This is a genomic window from Labilibaculum sp. DW002, from assembly GCF_029029525.1.
Taxonomy (GTDB): domain Bacteria; phylum Bacteroidota; class Bacteroidia; order Bacteroidales; family Marinifilaceae; genus Paralabilibaculum; species Paralabilibaculum antarcticum.
The window spans coordinates 1,913,133-1,937,543 of the sequence record NZ_JAKJSC010000001.1; the positions used below are offsets into that span (position 1 = coordinate 1,913,133).

The window sequence follows — 24,411 nt, forward strand, 5'->3', positions numbered from 1 at the left end:
GATGGGAAAAGAATATCAAATCAATCAAGAACAATTAGCTCAGCTTAATCAGCTGATTCAAAATTTATCTGCCGATCAGTTGGTATGGGTAAATGGATACATATCGGGAATCATTAATGGAAAAGATGATGCACTCTTGCTCCCCAAAATCTCTGTTCCAAAATCAGCGGAAAGCATAACAATTTTGTACGGGACACATACAGGACACAGCAAAGAAATAGGGCTCGATTTATACGATAAAGTGCTTGCCTTAGGTTTTAATGCAAAACTACAAGGTGTAGATGATTATAAGAAGAATGACTTGAAGAAAGAAAAGTATGTCTTCCTAATAATTAGTACTCATGGTGAAGGTGATGCTCCAATTCAGGCAGAAGATTTTTACGAATATGTGCATGGCACAAGAGCGCCAAAACTACCAGATACCAAATATGCTGTACTTGCGTTGGGCGATAAAACATACAAGAAATATTGCCAAACAGGTATCGATTTCGATCAACAGTTTACAAAATTGGGAGCACAAGCAATAATTCCTGTGCAAACGAGCGATGTAGCTTACGAAGAAGTTGCAGAAAAATGGATCGAAACAATTCTGAATGAATTAAAAACTCTAGCTCCAGAAATAGCGAGCAGTCCGCAAAGCAAGTCGACTTCTGCTCCAAAAAAGAAATTTAACCGTTCAAATCCTTACTATGCTGAGGTTCTGGAAAAAGTAAGAATCACAACAAGCGATTCTGAAAAGGAAATTTATCATGTTGAAATCTCTTTAGAAGATTCTGGAATTGAATATCAGGCAGGTGATAGCATTGGTATTCTTCCTAATAACCCAATCGATTTGGTTGATTTACTAATAAATAAATTCGAAGATGATCCAGAGCGAATTGTAACAGTTGGCGAGAAAGAACTTAGCTTGTTTAGAGCCTTACAAAACAAACTGGAAATAACGGTTTTAAATCAGGAAGTACTGACAAAATACAATGCTCTTGTTCAGAATAAAGATCTGGAAGCACTGCTAAACAATGAAGACAAACTAGAAGAATATTTGTATGGCGCTGATGCATATGATTTGCTGGAAGATTATCCTGGTGAAATTACAAGCGATCAATTCCTGTCGGTTCTTAGAGTTTTGTACGCTCGCCTCTACTCCATTTCATCTGGGCCTAGTGCTAATCCCGAAGAGGTTCACATCACCATTGCATCGGTAAGATATCAGCAAAAAAAGCGAGACCGTAAGGGTGCTTGTTCTTCTTATGTTAGCGATGAAATTAATGCAGGCGATCACATTCCTATTTACATCGATAAAAATGAAGCATTCCGTTTACCGGATGATGAAAATAAGCCTTTAATAATGGTTGGAGCAGGAACAGGTGTTGCTCCATACAGAAGTTTCTTACAAGAACGAGAACAAAATAGTGCGAAAGGAAAAAACTGGTTGTTCTTTGGTAATCAACGCTTCAAAAAAGATTTCTTGTATCAGGTTGAGTGGCAAAAATTCCTAAAAAAAGGCACACTACAAAAGCTAGATGTAGCTTTCTCAAGAGATCAGGAAGATAAGGAATACGTTCAGCATCGATTGAAAGAAAATGGCAACGAAGTGTACCAATGGCTTGAAAATGGAGCTCATTTTTACATCTGCGGAGACAAGAAGTATATGGCGAAGGATGTTCAGGATACTCTGCTTGAGATTATTCAAAATGAAGGTGGCATAACACCCGATAAAGCAGAAGAATATTTGAAAAACCTGAAGAGAGAAAAGCGTTTGCTGCTTGATGTGTATTAGATAATTATGAGTTAAGAATTATAAATTATTAATTGAACAAGTTGTAAATACCAGTGAAACAGCTACGATAGTTTATTTATAAAAAACTTATCTCTCCTAAATCAAAAAACTATGTCAGATAATATCAATTGGGCAGAATTGTCCGAAGTAGAAAAAATAAAAACCGACAGTAACTATTTACGCGGTACACTTGAGGCCAGCCTTGCCGATCCCATTACAGATGCAATTGCAGTCGATGATCGTCAGGTATCTAAATTCCATGGCATTTATCAACAATTCGATCGTGATAACGAACGAGAAAGAAAGAAGACCAAATTGGAACCTGATTACTCTTTTCTTATTCGAGTAAGAGTACCGGGAGGAGTTGTAAATGCACAACAGTGGCTTCAAATCGATCAAATATCCGATGAATATGCCAATGGAACCATCAAATTAACAACGCGACAAGCATTTCAGTTTCATGGTGTTTTGAAAGGAAACTTGAAACCTAGTATTCAATCGATCAACAAAGCTTTATTGGATACCATTGCTGCTTGTGGAGACGTAAATAGAAACGTGATGGCAAGTCCACACCCATATGGCTCTGAGGTTTTCGATCAGGTGCAAGAATTGGCTGGGAAAGTTAGTGATCATTTAACGCCTAGAACACCGGCTTATTACGAAATCTGGCTCGACCAGAAAAAAGTTGCAGAAGGAAGCGCTGGTGAAGTGGAACCCTTATATGGTCCGGTGTATTTGCCACGAAAATTTAAGATTGGATTTACCACACCGCCTTTCAATGATACGGATGTATTCACGCAAGATTTAGGCTTCATCGCGATCGAAAATAATGGTGCACTTGAAGGATTTAATATTGTTGTAGGAGGAGGAATGGGAACCACTTTTGGAGATACAGAAACTTATCCTCGATTAGGTAATGTTCTGGGTTTTGCTTCGGTAGAGAACACCGTAGATGTTGCGGAGAAAGTTGTTCTGTTGCAGAAAGAATTGGGCAATCGAAAAGTGAGAAAGAATGCCCGTTTAAAATATACGATTGATCGTATTGGAGTTGCTAAATTTAAAGAATTACTAAACGAAAAATTGGGCTACTCTTTGGAAGAAGAAAGAACCTACGCTCTAATTCGAAATGGTGATAAATTTGGATGGCAAAAAGCAAAAGATGGTTTATGGTATCTTGGTTTGTTTATAGAAGGTGGTAGAGTAAAAGATGTTGATCAGCTAAAGATTAAAACCGCTTTACAGGAAATTGCCGAATTAGGCATTTCTGATTTTAGATTAACAGGAAATCAAAATCTAGTACTTGGTAAGATTGAAGAAACAAACAAGAAAAAAATAAATCAAATCCTGAAAAAGCATAACCTATTACCACAGGCTATTTCGGGAACACGAGCGAATTCAATTGCCTGTGTCGCACTAAATACATGTAGTTTAGCTTTTGCTGAAGCTGAAAGATACCTTCCTATCTTAATCGATAAAATTGATGAAAGCCTTCAGGAATTTGGTTTAACAAAAGATGAGATTGTGATTCGAATGACAGGCTGTGCCAATGGATGTGGAAGACCTTACGTTGCAGAGATAGGTTTCATTGGAAAAGCCCCTGGAAGATACAACTTCTACTTAGGAGGTAATTTTAAAGGTACTCGTTTAAATAATCTGTATCGTGAAAACATAAACGAAGAAGAAATTCTTAGCGAACTACGTCCGATTTTAAAAGATTACGCCGAAAACAGAACCAAAGGAGAAGAGTTTGGCAATTTTGTTATCCGTAAAGAATATGTGAAAGAGATTGTGAATGCTAAAGATTTTAAGCATTAAATCTAGGAAGGTCAAAAAATCAAAAAACCCCTAAATCCCCTGAAGGGGACTTGGATTTACAGCACTCAAATTTAATTGCACTCCCTTTATCTTTTACATTGACCAAAAGTCCCCTTCTGGGGATTTAGGGGTAAAAAGAAAAGGACAAATACATACAAGTATGAAAAAAGGAAAAATATGGATTGTTGGTGCCGGACCAGGTGCTGCTGATCTGCTCACAATAAAAGCTTTGCGAAGCATCCAAAACGCAGATGTGATTCTATATGATGCATTGATAACTGATGAAGTACGAGAATTGTTTCCTGAAAAAGCTATCCTTATTAATGTGGGAAAGCGATCAGGCGATGGTAAAAATCCAGTATCTCGACAAGAATACATTCACGATCAGCTATTGATGTATTACCTTTTGGGAAGTCAGGTGGTGCGTTTGAAATCGGGCGATCCGATGGTTTATGGCAGAGGTGTGGAAGAGATTCGATATTTATTGGAAATAGGATTGGATTTTGAATTGATTCCAGGAATTAGCGCTGCTATGGCTGCATCGAATGAGTTCTGGATTCCTCTTACCGAACGAGGAAAATCCTCTGGTATTCATTTTCACTCGGCAGTTAAAGTTGGTGGTGAAAAAAGCACTTTAAATGGCATCATCAAAGAAATTGAAAATGACGATACCGTAGTAATTTACATGGGATTGGAACAGTTGAATGCGATGGCTCAAGAATTAAATCAAAAACTGAGCAAAGAGACAAATATCAATGTAGTTTCCAAAGTAAGTTACCAAGCCAGCGATGTACTTAGTGGCAACACTCGTTTTTTCTCAAAAATTAAAAAAGAGGATCTGCCTGAATCTCCCGCTGTAATTATATTGGGTAATCATACGCAAATACCAGGAACGCAAAATGTGTTAGCAAAAGAGAAGTATCCAATTTCTATGAAAGTCAAAAACTTTATTAAACAACCATTTCTTAATTTGTTTTAAACGGATTATAAAACGAATTAATGAAGAGAGGTGCGGTAATTCGCACCTCTTTTTTTATGCCAATGCAACACTTTATATTCGCTAATCGTCTTTACCTCAGATTAACAATCTACTTTTTTTATTTGAGCTGTAACTTAATTCTTACTAACGGCGTCTTATTTATAGATTAACATTTTCACTAATATAATATACACATGAAAAAATTCATTCAAAAAACTAGCTTCCTAATTGTAGCCCTTGCATTTTTGCTATCCGGTAGTGTAAATGCACAATTCTGGGGCGAAAAAGGGAATGGTAATGTCCAAAAACAAGATCGTGAAATAAGATCCTTCTCAGTAATATCGGCTAGTAGTGGCCTAGATGTATATGTCGTTCAAGGTGACAAAGAATCATTGACCGTTGAAGCGGACGAGAATTTAATGGAACACATTATTACTCGTGTAAAAGGTGATGAACTAATTCTTAAAGTTGATGGCAATATTCGCAGAGCTACAAAAATGAGTGTTTACGTAACGCTCGTTAATGTGCACGAAATTAATGTGTCGAGCGGTGCCGATTTGGAAACCAGAGGTCTTATTAACGCAAGTAATTTAGACATTAGCGTGAGCAGTGGTGCCGACGCAAAAATGGAAATTAATGCAAAAGAATTAAGCTGTAGCGTAAGCTCTGGAGCTGATGCAAGATTGCAAGGAAAAGCAGATTATTTTGCTGGAAAAGCAAGCAGTGGTAGCGATCTTAGAGCAAAAGAATTAATCGCAAAAACATGCAAGGCGAAAGCCTCAAGTGGTGGTGACGTTAGCGTTTATGCATCGGAAGCTATTGAAGCTCATGCCAGTTCTGGTGGTGATGTTAGCTATTACGGAAATCCTGAAAAAGTAAATGTAAGTGACTCAAGCGGTGGAGATGTTAATCGTCGTTAGAGCTACAAAGAGGCATTTCCTATTGGGAAATGCCTCTTTTCTTTTGTTTTTTGTCTGTGCTCCTTTGTGTTTTTCGTGGTCAAATCTTTATTAAGAATCCACTTTATTTTGTTGTCTTCAAGCCAGACAGGCTGTTCTTTTGTCATTACCACAAAAGAACCAAAAAGTCTAGGCCACATCTCTTCGCTACCCATTACGACTCAAAGTCTAAACAGAATAATATTCACTCGTTCCTCACTCATGGGATTCTGTTCTTAACGTCTTTTTCACCTATGGGTCCCAGCGTCGAGCTGAATGCCAGAGCCAGTTCCATCTAAATTGAATTACTTGAAAAGAAACTCAAGTTTTTAATTAAACCCCTTTATTATCTAATTTTTTGTCTGTGCTCCTTCGTATTCTCCGTGGTCAAAACCTTTTATGAATGACATTCTTCTGGCAAGTATCTTCTTTTACTATTTTTTCTCACCACAGAGAGGACTGAATTACACTGAGGTGAAACCGCACAGTTTTACTTCTTTTTTCTCTTCTCTTCCACTTGTTTCATGTAGTCAGCCAAACCATCAAATGGCATGTAAGTTTTAGGCACTCCTAATTTTGCTGACGGATCGTTCGCTGCTAAATCTACTTTCTTACTACAATTAGGGCAACTTACCGTATGATGGTTGGTGATCTCCAATATATTTACAATGATTTCGCCCTTGCAATGTGGGCAATCAACAATTACTTCCTGATCGTTAAATTCCATAGCTTTTATTATTTATTCTTGATTCACAAAAATATCAGAAATAATTCACATTTTCCGCAGTATTTAATAATTAGCCGAGTTCACTTATAAAATTACTGTGTAAGCATCACTCACAAAGTTTGAACTACTTTATCGTTGGACACAAAGGCTATTCTACAAGCTAGAATATTACAAATACTTGTGAATTGTTGCTGCCGTAAGCAGGAAGCTTTCACAGCCTTGTGAATTGTTGCTGCCGTAAGCAGGAAGCTTTCACAGCCTTGTGAATTGTTGCCGCCATAGGCAGGAAGCTTTCACAGCCTTGTGAATTGTTACCGCCATAGGCAGGAAGCTTTCACAGCCTTGTGGATTGTTGCTGCCATGAGCAGGAAGCTTTCACAAACTTGTGGTGATAAACTATCATTGGATTGAAAATTTCACAAAATCAACTAAATTTCGATCAACCTGTAAATATGAAAAATCCCAGTAAAATTAGTTTTACCAGGACTATTCAATATTCTTAACAGCAATCTACTGCTCAACATCTTTCATCGATAGTTGAATTCTTTTTCTTACGACATCAACCTCAGTAACTTTTACATTTACATGCTGATGTAATTGTACCACATCGGCAGGGTTTGATACAAAACGATTAGCCAATTGTGAAATATGCACAAGACCATCTTGCTTAACACCTACATCAACGAAGGCTCCAAAGTTAGTGATATTGGTAACAATACCAGGTAATTCCATCCCAACTTCCAACTGATCAATCTTATAAATTCCTTCTTTAAATTGAAATACCTTAATAATTTGACGCGGATCACGTCCTGGTTTCTCCAACTCCTCCATAATATCTTTTAGGGTTGGCAATCCCACCTCTGCACTTACATATTTATTCAGATCCAATTGCTTTCGCAATTCATTATCGGCAATTAAATCGGCTACCGAACACTTTAAATCCTTCGCCATTTGCTTTACAATGCCATACGCTTCAGGGTGAACAGCTGAGTTATCTAGTGGATTCTTAGCATTTTGAATTCTTAAGAATCCAGCACATTGCTCATAGGCCTTTGCTCCCATTCGCTTTACTTTCATTAATTGCTTACGTGACGTAAAAGCTCCTTCTTCTGCCCGATAATCAACAATATTTTGGGCTAATTGTGGTCCTAATCCAGACACATAAGTCAGCAGATGCTTACTTGCCGTATTCAAATTAACTCCAACCTTGTTGACACAAGATTCCACAACCTGATCGAGACTTTGTTGTAAAAGATTCTGATCTACATCGTGCTGATATTGCCCAACTCCAATGGACTTCGGTTCAATTTTCACCAATTCGGCAAGTGGATCCATCAATCGACGACCAATAGATACAGCTCCACGAACCGTTACATCATATTCCGGAAATTCTTCTCTTGCAACCTTTGATGCTGAGTAAATTGAAGCACCTGCTTCACTTACCACAAATACCTGAACCTTTCTATCGTAATGCAAGTTGGTTACAAAACGTTCCGTTTCTCGTCCTGCGGTTCCGTTCCCTACTGCAATGGCCTCGATATTATAAGTCTCAACCATATTAGTGAGCTTCTTAGCAGCCATCTTCCCCTGATTTTGTGGGGCATGAGGATATATCGTTTCGTTATGCAACAAGTTACCTTGCGCATCTAAACAAACAACTTTACATCCCGTTCTAAATCCAGGATCGATAGCCAAAACACGTTTCTGTCCAAGAGGAGAAGAAAGTAACAATTGTCGTAGATTCTCCGCAAATACACGAATTGCTTCTATGTCGGCAGCTTCTTTTGAACTTTTAGCAAACTCTGTCTCAATAGACGGATTTAGTAAACGCTTATAAGCATCTTTTCCAGCCAATTCAACTTGTTTCGAAGAATCTGTTTGTCCTTTTACAAAAATTCGATCCAAACGATCTAAAACCTCATCCTCATCAGGTGCAATACTAACACGCAAAATTCCTTCGGCCTCTCCTCTTCGTAAAGCCAATATTCTATGAGAAGCTACTCTTTTCAAAGATTCTTCTGAATCAAAATAATCTTTGAATTTTGCTCCTTCCTCTTCTTTGCCTTTTATCAACTTTCGATCGAATAACTGCTTGGCGCTGAAAAATGCTACGCACCGAATTTCTGGCTACTTCATTCTCATTTACCCATTCGGCAATTATATCGCGAGCACCCTGCAGAGCTTCCTCTTCGTTTGGTACTTCGTCCGATAAAAATTGAGCTGCTCTGCCTTCCACATCGCGTTCAGCTTGCTTCATTAGAATTTTAGCCAGAGGCTCTAAACCTTTCTCCCTGGCTTTTACGGCTCTGGTTTTACGCTTAAGTTTGTATGGCAGGTATATATCTTCTAGCTGATTAAGCTGGGTGCAAGCCTTAAGCTTTGCAAGCAATTCATCAGTCATTTTATCTTGCTTATCAATCGCTTCAATAATGCTTTCTCTTCGCTTATCCAGCTCTTTCAACCGAGCCAATTCATCTTTTATATTTCCAATTTGTACCTCATCTAAACTTCCGGTACGCTCTTTTCTATAGCGCGCAATAAAAGGTAAAGTTGCCCCTTCGTTTAGCAATTCTACGGTGTTTTCAACTTGAGAAACCTGCAATTGCAAGCTTTTCGTAATGTATTCTATATATTTTTTCATCATTTAAAGAACAATTCTAATGAAGTAAATTTATTTTTCTTAATTCCACTTCTTCCTCAGGATCAAGCCTCCCTCTTGGGGTTAAACCAATCATCATTGTATAATATTGAATGGTTCTTTCATCAATTTTGTAATTGCAAATATGTCTGATCTTTTGAAAGTTATTAATTTTTTTATTCCAAATAACACAATGAATCGTTGGATCTATCTTAGATATAACAATACAAAATTGTACAATCTTTCCTTTTCCTACTTCATCCTTTTTTATGTAGTCTACAACAACTGATTCAAAGTAAATTTTCCTATTAATTTTATAAAAATATTTAAAGGTCCTAGAATCACTTTTAGATCCTCCCGATCGATGGCTATCATAAAATGTCGCAACAGTAATTAACCTTTCAGAAGAATTTAAATATTTGTTCCATTTGTTCATTCGCAATCCAAGCCACACAACAAATACGAGTAATAAAACTCCTAACAAAGAGTACTGAATCTCTTTTTTACTCAATTGCATAAAATGATTTGTATAACTTTAAATAGATTACTCAATTAAGAAATACTCGTTATAATTCTTAATTTATAACTTATAATTCTTACAATATCGCTCGAATTCATTCACAGAACGCTCCACACAATCTTCTAACGAAAGTCCGTTAAAATAATTGCCGCACAGGTAAATCCCTTCTTGTTCCGATAAATCTTGAATCTCCTGGATTCTTTCTTTGTGTCCTAAAGTGAGTAAAGGTAATTTGTGTGTTGCCTCAATTGTATCTCCAACTTCAGCTTTCTCTATTCCCAAAAGTTCCGACATGAATTGCTCTTGTTCCTCATTCGAGATTTTACCATCTTCAAAATGGAAAGCAAAGCCTCTTGATTCGTTGTGTGACAATACATCACGCGTAACCATTGAAAAACAAGGTCCTTGCAATGGGATCACAAAAGAAACGGGTTCAAAATTCACCTTCTCTTTTGCCAATACATTTCCTCTTGATATAATATTCTGGGTAGGGAACTCTGTTAGTCGCTCAGATAGTTTTGGATTGATTTCGGAAACCATACTGGCAACCAACTCCGGAGAAACCGCAAAGGCAATGTCTTTAGCGGTAAACAACTCGCCTCCTTCGGTCGTAACACTTACTTCCTTTTCCTTTTTAATAGAAACAACAGTCTGCTTTGTTAAAACCTTAATATTTTCTGATTCAGCTAATCGTTCCATGAAGCTTTGCATTCCCTTTTTCAGGATAAAGCTTTTAGGATGTTCTTTGCTTTTGGTATTTCGTTTTTTCAGGAAGTATTCAGCGGTAAAATTATCGGCATTTTGAACAATTACTGCACTAAACATACGCGTAAAGAGCTTGTCGTAATTTTTCTTACCAACAATTTTCGAAAAATATTCTTTTACCGTTTTGCCATCTCGTTTAGAGAAAAACAAATTGGGAACAGAAGTTAGCAATTCAAATTTCCCAATCTTCGAAAAAATCTTTTCGTGTTGATCTGTAAACACTTTCATCCCCACTTTCTCACGAGCTACAATATCTGATTCCAATCCATTCGACTGCAATAGTTGAATTAGATTGGCATAAGTAGCATAAAATGTATGTGCTCCCATCTCTACCCAAAAATCATTGTTTGCATGATAATGCGTATTAAGACAACCACCTACTTTTTCTTTGCTTTCAAGTACAAGTACTTTCTTGCCAGATTTGGCTATTTTATTTGCCAGTGTTAAACCGCTGATTCCAGCGCCAACAACAATCATGTCGTAAGTATTAGAATGGGGCATGCGTGGGTTTGTTTAGGTTTCTATTTCTTTTTGAAATTCTTTTTCTTTACAAACTTCCTCTTCCCAGTTGGTCTGCTTTTCGGATTGTATTCCGGCGCTTCACCCAATTCTGCTGGTACAGGAATTTTATATACTTCAGATTCTATTAAATCTTCAATTTTCTTAAAATCGATCTGATCTTTTGGCGTAATAAACGTTAAGGCAACACCTTCAGTCTCTGCTCTGGCTGTTCTACCAACTCTGTGTACGTAATCTTCCGCATCGCGTGGTACATCAAAGTTAATTACCAAATCAATCGAGTCGATATCAATACCACGGGCAATAATGTCGGTAGCGACCAAAATCTGATGTTTTCTATTTTTGAAATCACGAAGAACTTCCTCACGCTCATTCTGTTCCAAATCAGATTGTATTCCCGCTGCTTTAAATTTATGCTTTTTTAAATCTTTGGTAATTGCTTTTACATTCAACTTGGTAGAAGAAAAAATAATAACACTTTTGATATCCTTTTCTGCTAACAAATTAATAATTAAAGGAATCTTTTGTTCTGGATACACCATGTATGCTGCTTGCAATACTCCTGCCGCAGGTTTCGAAATCGCAATATTAATACTTTCAGGATCATTCATCATGGTTCCTGCCAGCTTACGAATATTTGATGGCATGGTAGCCGAGAACATTAAATTCTGACGTTCTTTTGGCAGGTGATTAACGATTTGCATTAAATCTTCATAAAATCCCATATCCAACATTCTGTCCGCCTCATCTAAAATAAGATGCTTTAATTTAGTCGTATTTACATAGCCTAAATTCAGGTGAGAAATCATTCGTCCTGGAGTAGCAATTACCACATCAGCACCTTCAATTAATCCCTTTTTCTGCTGATCCCAAACAGAGGAATCACCTCCACCGTAAACCGAAAGAGAAGTAATCGATACAAAATATCCAAAGCCTTCCATTTGCTGATCAATTTGCATGGCAAGTTCTCTAGTTGGAACTAAAATTAAGGTACTAAAACCATCAATTTTATTCTTTTGTATTTTATCCATTACTGGTAACAAGTAGGCCGCGGTTTTACCCGTTCCTGTTTGTGCGCAGCAAATCAAATCCTTATCTGCAATTATTTGAGGTATAGCAAGTTCCTGAACTGGAGAAGGAGTTTCAAATCCCATGGCATTAAGCCCATCCATTAATTCAGGAGTAAAGTTAAATTCAGAAAACTTCAATTTTTTTCGATTTAGTTATTCATTATTCGGCTTTCCTTACTGAAAACCAACTAAATATCAAGCAAATGGGAAGATACAAAAAAGTGCTGATTCTTTGCCGATTCCCACATAAAAATATCATTCCTATTCTACGTACAATACCAGTCCCTTAAGGTAATCCCCTTCAGGATGGAAAATATTCACAGGATGATCAGCAGGTTGATTTAGTTGGTGTAAAATACGAACACGACGTCCTGCATTTGCAGCAGCTATAAAAACAGCTTTTCTAAAATCCTCTTTACTAACAGCTTGCGAGCAAGAGAAAGTAAACATGATTCCACCCTTTTTTATAGCTTGGAAACCTTTTAGATTTAATCGTTTATACCCCTTAAGTGCATTTGACAAGACTTTCTTGTGCTTTGCAAAAGCAGGAGGATCCAGAACAATTAAATCGTATTTCTGATCAGAATCATCTAGATATTTAAACGCATCAGTCGCAAATGCTTCGTGTCTTTTATCACCAGGGAAGTTTAACTCAACATTTTCGTTTGTTACCTCAATAGCTCTTGCTGAAGCATCTACTGAATGAACCAAATTGGCTCCGCCTCGCATGGCATAAAATGAAAAACCACCTGTATAACAAAACATATTCAATACAGATCGTCCTTTTGAATAACGTTCCAATAAAGATCTGTTTTCACGTTGGTCGATAAAGAAACCCGTTTTTTGTCCTTCTAGCCAGTCTACCTTAAATTTCAAGCCATTTTCTATAGCAGTAAAATCTTTAGTCTCTCCTAATAGGTATTCGTTAGTTGGCTCTATTCCTGATTTAAATGGAATCGTTCCTTCCGATTTATCGTAAACTGCAATCAAGTCATCACCTAAAACTTCTTTTAGAGCTTCAGCAATTTCACCACGATGCAGATACATTCCCACTGAGTGAGCTTGAATAACTGCCGTTCCAGCATAATAATCGACAATTAAACCTGGCAAGCTATCTCCTTCACCATGTACTAATCGACACACATTATTGTTTGCAACACCATACAAGCCTATTGCTTTTCTCATGTTGCATGCAGATTCGAATTTATTTTTCCAAAAATCAAGATTGATTTCTATTTCTTCAAAAGAAATAATTCGTACAACAATTGAACCAATTGCGATGTGTCCAATCGCTAAAAATTCTTCTTTTGCAGTATAAACCGATACCAAATCTCCTTCTTCTAAACCTTCATCAACGCGAGCAACAGCTCCGGAAAATACCCAAGGATGAAAACGCTTAATCGAGTTCTCTTTCCCTTGCTTCAGGATTACTTTTGGATAATTTATCATTTTGGAAATTTCTTTTCTGATTGATTGAATAAAATCCCGACAAAAAAGACTTCTGTCGTGCAGATTTAATTCATTAATTAACATCTCACTCGGCAATGTTTCCGAATGTGAATTTTATTATGGCAACTCGTAGTTTATTACTTTAAAGAAGCCTTTAACTTTTCAAATATTTTTAAAGAGACCCATGCATCAGTTGCCGCATATCTCAATTGACCACAGCTCAATTCTTCAGCTTCCCAATTGGATACTTGCTGACGCTTCGAAATTCTAATTCTTAAAACAATTGCAGCCAATTTCTTAAGTGAAAAATTTTCTATCCCAAAACTTGATACATACTGTTGAAGTTCTAAGAAAGAATTACCATCAAAATCTGTGATATCCTGTAAACCTCGAATATCATCTTTAATAGCTGCACCAACTTTTATGATTTCAGGATCGGCCAATAAATCAACTAATTGCTGAGGCAATCCAATTCTATTAATTCTAAAAAGAAAAGTTCTAGAATTTGCAGCTAGTTGCAGCAAAGCAACATCATTTACTCTTCCTTTTTTAAATGACGGTCGAGTTTCAGTATCAAATCCAAGAATTGGATATTGTTTCAGGTAGTCAACAGCCTCTTGAAGCTCCTCTCCCTGATCAACCAAAATAATTTCACCTTCGAAAGCTTCTAATGGGAGGTCGTTTATTTCTTCTTTTGTAATTGATTTCTGAAATGATAACATCTATACTCTTTTTCTGAGGGAAACATGAATTTATTTCCCTAGTCTACTAGTCTTCTCCCCACTCTTTTTTTCGCTGCGAAAAAATAGAGTTACTTAAGTCAATCTCATCTAAATTTGAGGCATCAGATGGATCAATATCTTCATCAAAATTTTCTTGTCTTGCGACCAAATTATGAATTGTACGCAACGAATTTACTAAATTTTGTCCCCAATTCTGGTAGAAATTATTATTTAGATCCCATAGAGCTTCATTCATTACATCCATGTTTCCAATTCTGTACGAGGTAAGGAAATCTTTAAGATCCTGGTAAATATCAGCAAAATTCTCAGAAATAGAAGCTACTACAGGTGTTTCACTGTACTCCATATCTTGCTCGAAAACTTCTAAATATTGATCGTGGGCTCCCATTTTTGTTTGCACTGATGAATGGATAAATTCCCAATCTGCTTCAGCTACAAACTTCTCAACCTCTTCTTCTAATTCACTTTCATTTTTGGGCAATAAACATGCCTTTAAATAAATCAGAGGTAATAGTTTCTGTGCCGTTTCAACAAACTCTATTTTTGAAACTTTCGCACAGGTTTCTAATAACAAACAAAACTCATTTGCTACGGTAACAAACTCAATAACATTTTTCGAATAAACGACATGATCAAACTTCTCTTCCATCTTCTATTTTTACTGTCCAAATGCAAAAATAACAAGATTTTACAAATATTTGGCAGAATAACAAGATACTACTGCGCACAAACTGTAAAATAAAAGCTATTTATAGAGAAAGTAAACGAATCTTATTGCCATCTAATGACTCTATTTCTTCATTATCTTTTAGAAATCGAATCACTTCTAATACTCTTTCCTCAGAATGTGTCGATTTCTCAATTAGCCTCGTTACGCTTACGATCTCCGTCCCAAGAATAGAAATAATTTCTTCATAAATCTCCTTATACTCGGCCTTTGTCAGACCTTTTTCTTCGGCCTCCTTACAAATGTCACAGAAACCACATTTAGGAGCATTTCCTTGCCCAAAATACTCCAATAAAAATTTAGAACGACAAGTTGTTTTTGTCTCTGCATAATTAATTACTGAATTAATTTTCAAAGACAAATTATCTTTCCTTTCCTGATAAACCTCTTTTGTTAATTTGATAAAATTAAGCGGTAAGCGTTCTTGTGTATAAATAAGGTAAGGTGTTTTCTTTCGCGGAATGTATTGAATCACCTTATATTTGGAAAGCTCTTTAAGATAATTCGCAATTACTTCTTTCTTGGTATTCGATCTTTTTGCAAGCAAATCAATATTTAAAGGAACAAAATCAGTAAATAAACCGGTATATGATCGAAGAAGCATCTTAATGAATGCATCAAAATCTTTATTGCTTACTTGAAACTTGTACAAATCATCTCTTTCAACCTGAAAATGAATTCTTGATTCATGCTCCAAATCATCTGTTAATTCAAGATAGCCTGCTCTTTGTAAAATCTTAAGACTATTGAATGCTTGCAACACATTGTACTTAAAATTCTGACAGAACAGGCCCAAATCAAAATCAAAAACAGAATCTCGTCCTGCTCCTTCAGCTACTTGCAAAAAATTCCCAACCGATTGATAGACTCTTTTCACCAAATCTGGTTCTGGAAAAGTCGTAGAAATTCGTTTTAACAATTTCACCTTATCCGGATTTGAATAAAGCATCACGGCATAGGCACGTTTTCCATCGCGACCTGCTCGACCAGCTTCCTGAAAATAGGCTTCAAGTGTATCCGGCAAATCAAGATGAACTACCGTTCGAACATCTGATTTGTCAATTCCCATACCAAAAGCATTTGTAGCTACCATAACCTGCACAACACCGTCACGCCATCTTTCCTGCCTCATATCTTTTACGGCATTATCAAGACCTGCGTGATAAAACTCGGCTTTAATTCCGTTTGTTTTCAGAAACTCAGACAGCTCTTTGCATTTTTTTCTGCTTCGAACATATACAACAGAACTTCCTTTTTGTTTGGTTAAGATCTTTAGTAGGTAGCGTCTTTTGTCTTCTATTTCGCGAACCAAATACACTAAATTTTCCCTTTCGAAACTTTTTCTAAAAACATTTTTCTTTGCAAAACCCAAACGATCCTGAATATCATCAACAACTTCGGGCGTCGCTGTAGCGGTTAAAGCAAGAACAGGAACTTGAGGCAACAATTCCCGAAGTTGGATAATCTTTAAATAAGAGGGACGAAAATCGTATCCCCATTGAGAGATACAGTGTGACTCATCGATAGCAATTAAGCAAACATTCATTTGCTTCAATTTCTTCTGAAAAACATCCGATCGAATTCGTTCTGGAGAAATGTATAGGAATTTAATCCCGCCAAATAAACATTTATCTAAGATTATTTCAATCTCTCGAGCATACAAGCCAGAATACAAAAGTTCAGCTTTAATGCCTTTTTCTTTCAAGTTTAAAACCTGATCCTTCATTAAAGCGATTAAGGGAGAAACCACAATACAAAGTCCATCCATAGCCAATGTTGGCACCTGAAAAGTCAAAGATTTACCTCCACCTGTAGGCATCAATCCAAGCGTATCTTTCCCATCCGCTACCGATTTGATAATCTCATCCTGTAAAGGTCTAAAACCTTCATATCCCCAATATTCCTTAAGAATCTTATTAAATCGATCCATCCAACTGAATTACACTCATTTTGAACTAAATTAACTCCATAATAAATTAAAAAAACTAATTAAAAATAGTAACTTTTAGATAGAATCAGCGATTTAACACTTTTTAGAATTCTGAACAATATCCGTTCCACTATTTTTTGTAATTTCGTCTGCAATTTAAAGCTAAAATCATTGTATAATATCATTTGTATCAGATAAATTAATTCTGAAGATTTAATTTTTTCTGCTTACATTAAAGTAATGCACAATGTATAATTGCATCTGAGATTTCAAGCTGGTCGGCGAACTGCGCAGGCTGCTATTTTTTTCGTGTTTCAATGAATAATTTAAATTCGTTAAATGAGAAGAGTATTATTTTATCTATTGATATTTACTTGTTGCCAATCGGCAAGCTTTGGACAAAGTAATCCGAAGGATACTCTTTTTACAATTAATGATACTGTCTATTCATCAGAAGCGTTTTTAAACTTTTGCAAAAACGAACAATTAGCAGATACAAACATCTATCGATTAACAACAAAGGAAAAGTTAGATCAATTTATTCTATTCCATCTAAAAGTAAAAGCCGCCGAAAAAAACAATATCAACAAACGAGAGGAAGTACTAAGAGATTTGCAAATCTACTCAGACATTGCTTTCCATTCTTTTCTGTATCCGACAACAATTACCGAAGAGCAAATTATTGAGGCGCATGAACGGATTCAACATTATATAAAGGTAAGACACATTTTAGTAAAAATACACGGGCATGCATCCCCTAAAGACACCCTTGCTGCCTATACAGAAGCTAAGAAAATTCAAAAATATCTTGTAAAAGGTAAATCATTCGGGAAAATAGCTCAAAAACATTCTGATGATCAATCGGTAAAAAGAAACAATGGCGAAATTGGATATTTTACAGCATTCGATATGGATTATTCTTTTGAATCTGCTGCTTACAAGCTAAACTTGCATGAATACTCAAACCCAATTAGAACACAGTTTGGTTATCACATCATACAGGTAATGGATAAAATCCCAAATCCTGGCAGCGTAAAAATCAGACACATATTACTTGAGTACAACAAACGGAATCACCTTCAAATAAAACAGCAAATCGATTCGATTCATGCTATACTCAAAAAGGAAAATCAATTTGAAAAATTAGCTGAAAAACACTCCTCTGACAAAAGGTCAGCAAATTTAGGCGGTGTACTACCCTGGTTTGGCTTGTTTGAAACGCATCCGGAAATTGAAAGAGCTGCCTTTAAATTAAAAGAAAAGAATGAAATTTCGAATCCTGTAAAAACAGAATTTGGCTATCATATATTGCAATTAATAGATCGTAAAGATTATTCATCGTTAGAGGAATGCAGAGAAGAAATTAGTCGATTAATTTCGCAGGATAGTCGATCAAAAACTAGCTCAGGTGAACTTCTATCAAAAATTAAGAAGGAATATCAGTTTAAAGAAAATAGAGAATTACTCTCTAACTTCTACTCTATTTTAGATTATGCTTATGCTGATTTATGGCAGCCTTTATTTACCATTGGAGGGATTGAATATTCGCAAGAAGATTTTGCAGCTTACTTAAGCCAACAGGCATCAAAAGATATTTATGAAAATTTCATAGAATACATTAACCGAGTTTACGATAATTTCTCAAACAATAGTATCTTAGCCTTTTACAAAAAACAGTTGCTTGAGAACAATTCTGCCTTGAAAAATCGGATTCAGAATTACAAAAATAAAATACTGGTAAAGAACATTACGAAACAAAAGGTTTGGTTACCTGCGACTAATAGCCAATTCAATTTGCTGAAATATTATCACGAGAACCGAAGCAAATACGATAAAAATGTCGATTTCGAGAGCATAAAATTTAAAGTAGTTGCTGACTACAAAGCGTATTTAAATGCAATTTGGGAAGAAAAATTGCGTTCTGAATACAAAATTAAAATATCACAGTCGACATTTAACAAAATTGCAGAAAAATAAGATGACTAAATATTCGCTACTATTATTATTCACAGTACTATTTTATTCTTGCGAAACGAATAAAACTAAAAACGACAAACCTGTTGCAAAAGTAAAGGATAAAATCTTATACCTGAGCTCTATTCAAGAGGCAATACCTAATGAAACCAACAAAGAAGACAGTACTCTGATTGCCGAAAATTACATTCATCAATGGATTAAAAAACAGCTTATTATTTCTAGAGCTGAACTAAATTTAACGGAAAGCGACAAAGATGTAAGCAAAATGGTTGAAGATTACCGCTCATCCTTAATTATTCACAAATATCAACAACAGTTAATCGAACAAAAAATTGATACACTAGTTAGTCAGTTTGATATTGATAATTATTACAAAGATTATGCTGCCAACTTCACACTAAACAGAAACATTATCAAGGCATTATACATTAAAGTTCCCATTCCAGTTCCAAACCTTAAGGACATCCAAAAACTGTATAAATCGGAAAAAGATGAAGATTGGGATAAATTAGAAGACTACTGTTTTCAAAATGCCACAAAATTTGATAATTTTAGCGAGCAATGGATTTATGCCCAAGAGCTTTTAAATATGCTTCCAAGCAAGATAAATAATGAAGAGAGATTCTTAAAAACGAGAAAACACTATGAAATTAGTGATTCAACTCATCATTATTTTGTTAAAATTCAAAAATATGAGCTTAAAAACAATTTAGCTCCTTTACCATTTGTTAAGGAAGACATTAAGAAAATATTAATAAACAAACGAAAAATTCAGTTTATTAAAAATATGGAGGAAAGCATTTTCAGAGATGCCGAATCAAAAAACAAATTCAAAATTTACTAAACTTTCACATATGCATTACATTTTCAAAAAATTTAATACCCTCTTGATCATGGTTGTGATTGGTGCTTTCTCTGCCAATGCCCAAGATAACATGGTAGATAAAGTTATTGCCGTTGTTGGAAATCAAGTGGTTCTTAAATCGGATGTAGAAAATAGATTTTTAAGCTTACAAAATCAAGGATATACTTCTGGAAGCGTAGATTTAAAATCAGAGATTTTTGAAGACCTTTTGATTGAAAAACTGATGATTGCTCAAGCACAAGTTGATAGTATTGAAGTTACAGAGCAGGAAGTTGAAAACGATCTTCAACGTAAGATTGAGATGTACATTCAGCAAGTTGGTTCTAAAGAGAAACTGGAGCAATATTTTGGTAAAACCATGCTTGAAATGAAAAACGATCTTCGCGATGATACTCGCGACGAGCGTATCAAAGAAAAAATGCAAGCTGAGATAACAAAGAACATCCGCATTACTCCAGCTGAAGTTCGAGAATTTTACAATACAATACCAACTGATAGTTTACCTATTATACCTGGCGAAGTACAAGTTCAACAAATTGTAAAAAATCCAAAAATTTCAGATAATGAGAAGGATCGTATTAGAGAGAAACTAAGAAGCTATCGTGATCGTATTATGAAAGGTGAAAGTTTTGCAACACTTGCTGTACTTTATTCTGAAGATCCAGGTAGTTCTCAACGTGGTGGAGAACTTGGTTTCACACCCAGAGCTAATCTAGTTCCTGAATTTGCGAATGAAGCTTTTAACTTGAAGCCTGGCAAGATCTCTAAAATTGTTGAGTCTGAATATGGTTTCCATATCATTCAACTTATCGATCGTAAAGGTGAGAGAATTAACGTGCGTCATATTCTTCTTAAGCCACGTATCTTGCAAACTGACAGAACAGAAGCAACTAATATCTTAGATAGTATTGCAGATAATATTCGAAATGAGAAAATCAAATTCGAAGAAGCAGCATTCTATTATTCAGATGACAAGGATACTAAAAATAACGGTGGTTTAATGGTGAATCCATACACAGGAACGTCTGAATTTGAAAAAGACAATTTACCTCCTGCTATTGCCAAACAAATTAACACCTTAAAAGTTAATGAGATTTCTGCCGCTTTTCTTGACAATTCTCAAGGTAAAGAGTTATATAAAATTATTAAGATAAAGTCGGAAACGAAATCGCACAAAGCGAACTTGAGCGATGACTGGAGCCAGTTTGAGAACATGCTAACCAATAAGAAACAGCAAAAAATTCTAAACAAATGGATCTCATCGCGACAAAAGAGTACTTACGTTCATATCGACGACTCTTATAAAAACGGTAAATTTAGATTTAAAGGCTGGTTAAAATAAACGAAATACCAATATATTTTTCAGACACAGCCAATGCTGTGTCTGATTTATTAAAGGCAATAACTAATACCAAATCTGATGAATTTTAAAACTGAAGTAGAAGCTGCAAATGCTTTGCAAGCAGATTACCAACAATTAACTGCTGAAATCAGAAAGAAGATATTTGGTCAGGATGACATCATTAAAAAAGTGCTGATTTCCATTTTTAGCAATGGACATTGCTTACTTGTTGGTGTTCCTGGATTGGCTAAAACACTTCTTGTGAACACCATATCTCAGGTTCTTGATTTAAAATATCAGCGGATTCAATTCACACCAGATTTAATGCCTTCGGATATTATTGGAACTGAAATTTTAAACAACGATAGAAAATTCAATTTTATTAAAGGCCCTTTGTTTGCAAACATTCTTCTTGCTGATGAAATAAACCGTACGCCGCCAAAAACGCAATCGGCATTACTTGAGGCAATGCAAGAAAAAATGGTAACGGTAAATGGCAAAAGCTACCAAATAGAGAAGCCTTTTTTCGTATTGGCAACGCAAAACCCAATCGAACAAGAAGGTACTTATCCGCTACCTGAAGCTCAGCTTGACCGTTTCATGTTTAGTATCTATTTAGATTATCCAAAACTTGAAGATGAACTGACCATTGTTGAGAACACAACTTCTGGCAAAGAAATTGCTCTAGAAAAAATAATATCAGCAGATAAAATTCTTTATTATCAGAAATTAATTGAAAAAGTACCAATTAATAGAAGCGTATTGGAATATGCTGTAAACCTGGCTGCCAAAACAAGGCCAAACACAGAACATGCACATCCAATGGCAAATGATTACATCAATTGGGGAGCTGGACCAAGAGCATCACAATATTTGGTAATTGGGGCAAAAACTAACGCTCTGCTGTCGGGAAAATATTCACCAGATATCGAAGATGTTAAAGAAGTTGCTGTTTCCATACTTAGACATCGAATTATGAAGAATTACAAAGCTGAGGCTGCAGGAATCAGTATTGAAGACATCATTACAGAACTTTTAAAGTAAAAATATAATGCTTAGTAAAGCTAACAAGTACATATTAATTATTCTCACAAGCCTTTTGTGCTTGGCTTACACATCTACTTTGGCTCAAAAGAAGTCGAAAGTAGATATTAAAAACTCGGACATAGTCAAGTTTGTTAGAAACACCGATCCTGTACTTAACAAATTTCTTGGTAATGTTTTCATTACTCACGGAGATATTAAAATGTATTGCGATAGTGCCTACCAGTATGAAAAAGAAAATAGCTTGGAAGCTTTTGGCAAGGTACACATCATTAATGCTGACACCGTTCACATCTACGGTGATTACTTGAAGTATTATGGCAACCGAAAATATGCAGAGTTGAGAAATAATGTGAAACTGGAAAATAAGTCGGTTACCGTTACAACACAATTTCTTGATTTTGATATGAATGAAAGTGTTGGTTACTACTTTAATGGCGGCCAAATTATTGATTCGACCAATGTTCTAAACAGTGAAATTGGCAGGTATTATACCAAAGATGAATTGTTATTCTTTAAGGATAGCGTTAAGGTTCATACTGAAGATTACGACTTATTCTCAGACACTTTAAAATACAATACCGTTAGTAAAACTGCCTTTATTTTAGGCCCAACTGATATTGTAGGTGAAAAAGAAACTTTGTATTCTGAAGATGGATGGTACAATACATCAACTAATATTTCTCAATTCTTAAAAAACACAGAACTAAACAGCAAATCGTATCAGATTAAAGGAGATAGCATCTACTTAGATCGAAACAACGAATTGGCTAGAATTTTTGATCATGTAGAATTGCGAGATACGATCAATAATATTATTCTTAAAGGAAATTACTTAGAGACTTTTAAAAGTACTGAGGAAGCCTTAATGACCGATTCTGCAGTGTTTATTCAAGTTACAGAACAAGATTCCTTATTTTTGCATGCAGATAGTTTACGCCTTGACAAAGACACATCTAATTTTGAAAGAATAAAAGCCTTTCATCGCGTGAAGTTTTTTAGACCGGACTTGCAAGGTAAATGTGATTCTCTGGTTTATACTATGCAAGATTCGACCATTCGCCTTTTTAACAATCCTGTTTTATGGGCACAGGGAAATCAAATAGTTGCGGATACAATTGGTATTGAAACTAAAAATGAAGCCATTAGATACTTGCACTTTCGTGGATCATCATTTCTTTGCTCTAAGGAAGACACGACCTTTTACAATCAAATAAAAGGCAAAAACATGCTTGGACATGTGAAAGATAATAAGTTGTATAAACTTGACATCAGTGGGAATGGAGAGACATTGTACTATCCTATGGATAAAGGAATAATAATGGGAATGAATACTGCTAAAAGTAGCAATATCAGCATAAGAATAAAAGAGAATAAGATTGATCAGATCATCTTTATCAAAAAGCCAGACGGCAATATGTATCCCCTCTTCCAAGTTGAGAAGGAAATGTTATATCTAAAAGAATTCCAATGGCTAGAATCAGATCAGCCCAAAAGAAAAGAGGATATTTTTATTTGGGATAAAAAACTTTTAGAAATAAGTGAGCCTGAACTAAAACCAGAACTATTACGTGAAATAGAATAATTTCATTAAAAATACTTATACCATTAAGCTGGTATAGGAGCTCAAAGAAATTTGAAGCATAAAAAATGGGGTTTTATACAAAACCCCATTTTTTTTTTTAATATTCGTCTTCGTTGAATAGAAAATCTCCTTTGCTTGGATAATCGGGCCAAATATCTTCAATACTCTCATACACATCACCCTCGTCCTCGATTTCTTGCAAATTTTCGATCACCTCTAATGGCGCTCCCGAACGAATTGCGTAATCAATTAATTCATCTTTTGATGCTGGCCATGGTGCATCTTCTAGCTTCGTAGCTAATTCTAGAGTCCAATACATAGTCTTATTTTTGCTTTTTTTACAGTTTGCGAATATAATTTTTTTTTCTGAATCTACAAGTCCGGCATCCATTTAATTTCATCCTTGCCCAAATCTGTCAGTACTTTACGCGAAAGAATGAATAAATAGTCTGATAGTCTATTTATATATTTCAATAATAATGGATTAACATCTACTTCTGCAGCTAATTGATTAGCTCTTCTTTCTGCTCTACGACAAACCGTACGAGCGATATGACAATAGCCATTAAGAGGATCTCCCCCAGGTAAAACGAAGTTATTTAATTCTGGCAAGGATTCATCCATTCGATCCATCTCCTTCTCTAACAACAGAATATCACTTTCTTCTATAATTAACTTCTCTTTCAGATCAGATTTAGTATCATCTGTGGCTAAACGTGAACCAATAAGAAATAGTTTATTTTGAATCATAAGTAAAATATCGCTTGATTTTTTCTCTATTTCGTGTGAACGAATCAAACCAATATATGAATTCAATTCATCAACTGTCCCATAGGCTTCGAGACGAAGATGATGCTTAGGAACTCGAGTACCACCAATTAATCCAGTGGTTCCGGAATCTCCCGTTTTTGTATATACTTTGAACTTTGTCATCTTTAATTTTATTTAGCTTCTATTCAACCATTCACTTTTTCGTCAAATATCAACGCTACTACAAAGAT

The 24,411-nt window shown here is 35.5% G+C and carries 21 protein-coding genes; 9 read left to right on the forward strand and 12 right to left on the reverse strand.

Annotated features, from left to right (window positions below):
* The first annotated feature begins 1 nt into the window (after position 1).
* The 4 genes from L3049_RS07285 to L3049_RS07300 all read left to right on the forward strand — a co-directional run bounded on the left by L3049_RS07285 (position 2) and on the right by L3049_RS07300 (position 5,491).
* Positions 2-1,777 carry an assimilatory sulfite reductase (NADPH) flavoprotein subunit gene (locus L3049_RS07285; RefSeq protein ID WP_275109145.1) on the forward strand — a complete coding sequence of 592 codons (1,776 nt, stop codon included), beginning with the start codon at positions 2-4 and terminating at the stop codon, positions 1,775-1,777.
* A gap of 111 nt (positions 1,778-1,888) precedes the next feature.
* Positions 1,889-3,592: an NADPH-dependent assimilatory sulfite reductase hemoprotein subunit gene (locus tag L3049_RS07290; protein WP_275109146.1), complete on the forward strand. Its 1,704-nt coding sequence runs from the start codon at positions 1,889-1,891 to the stop codon at positions 3,590-3,592.
* 160 nt (positions 3,593-3,752) lie between these two features.
* The gene (cobA, locus tag L3049_RS07295; RefSeq protein WP_275109147.1) at positions 3,753-4,571 is read left to right on the forward strand and encodes a uroporphyrinogen-III C-methyltransferase; all 819 of its coding nucleotides are present in this window, start codon (positions 3,753-3,755) and stop codon (positions 4,569-4,571) included.
* A 194-nt stretch (positions 4,572-4,765) separates the two neighbouring features.
* Positions 4,766-5,491, forward strand: a complete 726-nt coding sequence (locus L3049_RS07300) for a head GIN domain-containing protein (protein ID WP_275109148.1) — start codon at positions 4,766-4,768, stop codon at positions 5,489-5,491.
* A gap of 508 nt (positions 5,492-5,999) precedes the next feature.
* Here L3049_RS07300 and L3049_RS07305 read toward each other — a convergent pair.
* The 10 genes from L3049_RS07305 to L3049_RS07350 all read right to left on the reverse strand — a co-directional run bounded on the left by L3049_RS07305 (position 6,000) and on the right by L3049_RS07350 (position 16,597).
* Entirely contained in the window at positions 6,000-6,236 is a 237-nt protein-coding gene (locus tag L3049_RS07305) for a hypothetical protein (RefSeq protein ID WP_275109149.1), read from the reverse strand.
* Between the two features lie 510 nt (positions 6,237-6,746).
* Positions 6,747-8,309, reverse strand: a complete 1,563-nt coding sequence (locus L3049_RS07310; protein WP_275109150.1) for a helix-hairpin-helix domain-containing protein — start codon at positions 8,307-8,309, stop codon at positions 6,747-6,749.
* The gene (locus tag L3049_RS07315) at positions 8,260-8,877 is read right to left on the reverse strand and encodes a Tex-like N-terminal domain-containing protein (RefSeq protein ID WP_275109151.1); all 618 of its coding nucleotides are present in this window, start codon (positions 8,875-8,877) and stop codon (positions 8,260-8,262) included. Before L3049_RS07315 ends, L3049_RS07310 begins: the two co-directional genes overlap by 50 nt.
* 16 nt (positions 8,878-8,893) lie before the next feature.
* Entirely contained in the window at positions 8,894-9,385 is a 492-nt protein-coding gene (locus L3049_RS07320) for a hypothetical protein (protein ID WP_275109152.1), read from the reverse strand.
* A gap of 69 nt (positions 9,386-9,454) precedes the next feature.
* Positions 9,455-10,660, reverse strand: a complete 1,206-nt coding sequence (locus L3049_RS07325) for a protoporphyrinogen/coproporphyrinogen oxidase (protein WP_275109153.1) — start codon at positions 10,658-10,660, stop codon at positions 9,455-9,457.
* Between the two features lie 20 nt (positions 10,661-10,680).
* Positions 10,681-11,886 carry a DEAD/DEAH box helicase gene (locus L3049_RS07330; protein WP_275109154.1) on the reverse strand — a complete coding sequence of 402 codons (1,206 nt, stop codon included), beginning with the start codon at positions 11,884-11,886 and terminating at the stop codon, positions 10,681-10,683.
* A 123-nt stretch (positions 11,887-12,009) separates the two neighbouring features.
* Positions 12,010-13,197 carry a class I SAM-dependent rRNA methyltransferase gene (locus tag L3049_RS07335; RefSeq protein WP_275109155.1) on the reverse strand — a complete coding sequence of 396 codons (1,188 nt, stop codon included), beginning with the start codon at positions 13,195-13,197 and terminating at the stop codon, positions 12,010-12,012.
* 137 nt (positions 13,198-13,334) lie between these two features.
* On the reverse strand, positions 13,335-13,919 hold the full coding sequence (locus L3049_RS07340) for a 3'-5' exonuclease (protein WP_275109156.1): 585 nt from the start codon (positions 13,917-13,919) through the stop codon (positions 13,335-13,337).
* 46 nt (positions 13,920-13,965) lie between these two features.
* Complete coding sequence (locus L3049_RS07345; protein ID WP_275109157.1) at positions 13,966-14,589, reverse strand: DUF5063 domain-containing protein; 624 nt, start codon at positions 14,587-14,589, stop codon at positions 13,966-13,968.
* 100 nt (positions 14,590-14,689) lie between these two features.
* The gene (locus L3049_RS07350) at positions 14,690-16,597 is read right to left on the reverse strand and encodes a RecQ family ATP-dependent DNA helicase (RefSeq protein WP_275109158.1); all 1,908 of its coding nucleotides are present in this window, start codon (positions 16,595-16,597) and stop codon (positions 14,690-14,692) included.
* A gap of 339 nt (positions 16,598-16,936) precedes the next feature.
* On the opposite strand from L3049_RS07350, the gene L3049_RS07355 reads away from it, so the two are divergent.
* The 5 genes from L3049_RS07355 to L3049_RS07375 all read left to right on the forward strand — a co-directional run bounded on the left by L3049_RS07355 (position 16,937) and on the right by L3049_RS07375 (position 23,410).
* Positions 16,937-18,574 carry a peptidylprolyl isomerase gene (locus L3049_RS07355; RefSeq protein WP_275109159.1) on the forward strand — a complete coding sequence of 546 codons (1,638 nt, stop codon included), beginning with the start codon at positions 16,937-16,939 and terminating at the stop codon, positions 18,572-18,574.
* 1 nt (position 18,575) lies between these two features.
* The gene (locus L3049_RS07360; RefSeq protein WP_275109160.1) at positions 18,576-19,418 is read left to right on the forward strand and encodes a hypothetical protein; all 843 of its coding nucleotides are present in this window, start codon (positions 18,576-18,578) and stop codon (positions 19,416-19,418) included.
* A 10-nt stretch (positions 19,419-19,428) separates the two neighbouring features.
* Positions 19,429-20,781 (forward strand): peptidylprolyl isomerase, encoded by a 1,353-nt coding sequence (locus L3049_RS07365; RefSeq protein WP_275109161.1) that lies wholly within the window; start codon positions 19,429-19,431, stop codon positions 20,779-20,781.
* 78 nt (positions 20,782-20,859) lie between these two features.
* The gene (locus tag L3049_RS07370) at positions 20,860-21,825 is read left to right on the forward strand and encodes an AAA family ATPase (RefSeq protein WP_275109162.1); all 966 of its coding nucleotides are present in this window, start codon (positions 20,860-20,862) and stop codon (positions 21,823-21,825) included.
* 7 nt (positions 21,826-21,832) lie between these two features.
* A complete protein-coding gene (locus L3049_RS07375; protein WP_275109163.1) occupies positions 21,833-23,410 on the forward strand; it encodes an OstA-like protein in 1,578 nt (525 codons plus the stop codon).
* Positions 23,411-23,507: 97 nt separating this feature from the next.
* On the opposite strand, the gene L3049_RS07380 is transcribed toward L3049_RS07375, so the two are convergent.
* Both L3049_RS07380 and L3049_RS07385 read right to left on the reverse strand, forming a co-directional pair.
* Complete coding sequence (locus tag L3049_RS07380; protein WP_125031983.1) at positions 23,508-23,729, reverse strand: DUF2795 domain-containing protein; 222 nt, start codon at positions 23,727-23,729, stop codon at positions 23,508-23,510.
* A gap of 53 nt (positions 23,730-23,782) precedes the next feature.
* On the reverse strand, positions 23,783-24,343 hold the full coding sequence (locus L3049_RS07385; RefSeq protein ID WP_275109164.1) for a cob(I)yrinic acid a,c-diamide adenosyltransferase: 561 nt from the start codon (positions 24,341-24,343) through the stop codon (positions 23,783-23,785).
* Between the last annotated feature and the right edge of the window lie 68 nt (positions 24,344-24,411).

What these genes read in the sequence shown, in the direction of transcription:
- L3049_RS07345 (WP_275109157.1), bottom strand. Translation starts at nt 14,589, where the DNA reads ATGGAAGAGAAGTTTGATCATGTCGTTTATTCGAAAAATGTTATTGAG.
- L3049_RS07315 (WP_275109151.1), bottom strand. Translation starts at nt 8,877, where the DNA reads ATGAAAAAATATATAGAATACATTACGAAAAGCTTGCAATTGCAGGTT.
- L3049_RS07360 (WP_275109160.1), top strand. Translation starts at nt 18,576, where the DNA reads ATGACTAAATATTCGCTACTATTATTATTCACAGTACTATTTTATTCT.
- L3049_RS07340 (WP_275109156.1), bottom strand. Translation starts at nt 13,919, where the DNA reads ATGTTATCATTTCAGAAATCAATTACAAAAGAAGAAATAAACGACCTC.
- L3049_RS07335 (WP_275109155.1), bottom strand. Translation starts at nt 13,197, where the DNA reads ATGATAAATTATCCAAAAGTAATCCTGAAGCAAGGGAAAGAGAACTCG.
- L3049_RS07290 (WP_275109146.1), top strand. Translation starts at nt 1,889, where the DNA reads ATGTCAGATAATATCAATTGGGCAGAATTGTCCGAAGTAGAAAAAATA.
- L3049_RS07365 (WP_275109161.1), top strand. Translation starts at nt 19,429, where the DNA reads ATGCATTACATTTTCAAAAAATTTAATACCCTCTTGATCATGGTTGTG.
- cobA (WP_275109147.1), top strand. Translation starts at nt 3,753, where the DNA reads ATGAAAAAAGGAAAAATATGGATTGTTGGTGCCGGACCAGGTGCTGCT.
- L3049_RS07375 (WP_275109163.1), top strand. Translation starts at nt 21,833, where the DNA reads ATGCTTAGTAAAGCTAACAAGTACATATTAATTATTCTCACAAGCCTT.
- L3049_RS07325 (WP_275109153.1), bottom strand. Translation starts at nt 10,660, where the DNA reads ATGCCCCATTCTAATACTTACGACATGATTGTTGTTGGCGCTGGAATC.
- L3049_RS07305 (WP_275109149.1), bottom strand. Translation starts at nt 6,236, where the DNA reads ATGGAATTTAACGATCAGGAAGTAATTGTTGATTGCCCACATTGCAAG.
- L3049_RS07385 (WP_275109164.1), bottom strand. Translation starts at nt 24,343, where the DNA reads ATGACAAAGTTCAAAGTATATACAAAAACGGGAGATTCCGGAACCACT.
- L3049_RS07350 (WP_275109158.1), bottom strand. Translation starts at nt 16,597, where the DNA reads ATGGATCGATTTAATAAGATTCTTAAGGAATATTGGGGATATGAAGGT.
- L3049_RS07370 (WP_275109162.1), top strand. Translation starts at nt 20,860, where the DNA reads ATGAATTTTAAAACTGAAGTAGAAGCTGCAAATGCTTTGCAAGCAGAT.
- L3049_RS07380 (WP_125031983.1), bottom strand. Translation starts at nt 23,729, where the DNA reads ATGTATTGGACTCTAGAATTAGCTACGAAGCTAGAAGATGCACCATGG.
- L3049_RS07300 (WP_275109148.1), top strand. Translation starts at nt 4,766, where the DNA reads ATGAAAAAATTCATTCAAAAAACTAGCTTCCTAATTGTAGCCCTTGCA.
- L3049_RS07355 (WP_275109159.1), top strand. Translation starts at nt 16,937, where the DNA reads ATGAGAAGAGTATTATTTTATCTATTGATATTTACTTGTTGCCAATCG.
- L3049_RS07285 (WP_275109145.1), top strand. Translation starts at nt 2, where the DNA reads ATGGGAAAAGAATATCAAATCAATCAAGAACAATTAGCTCAGCTTAAT.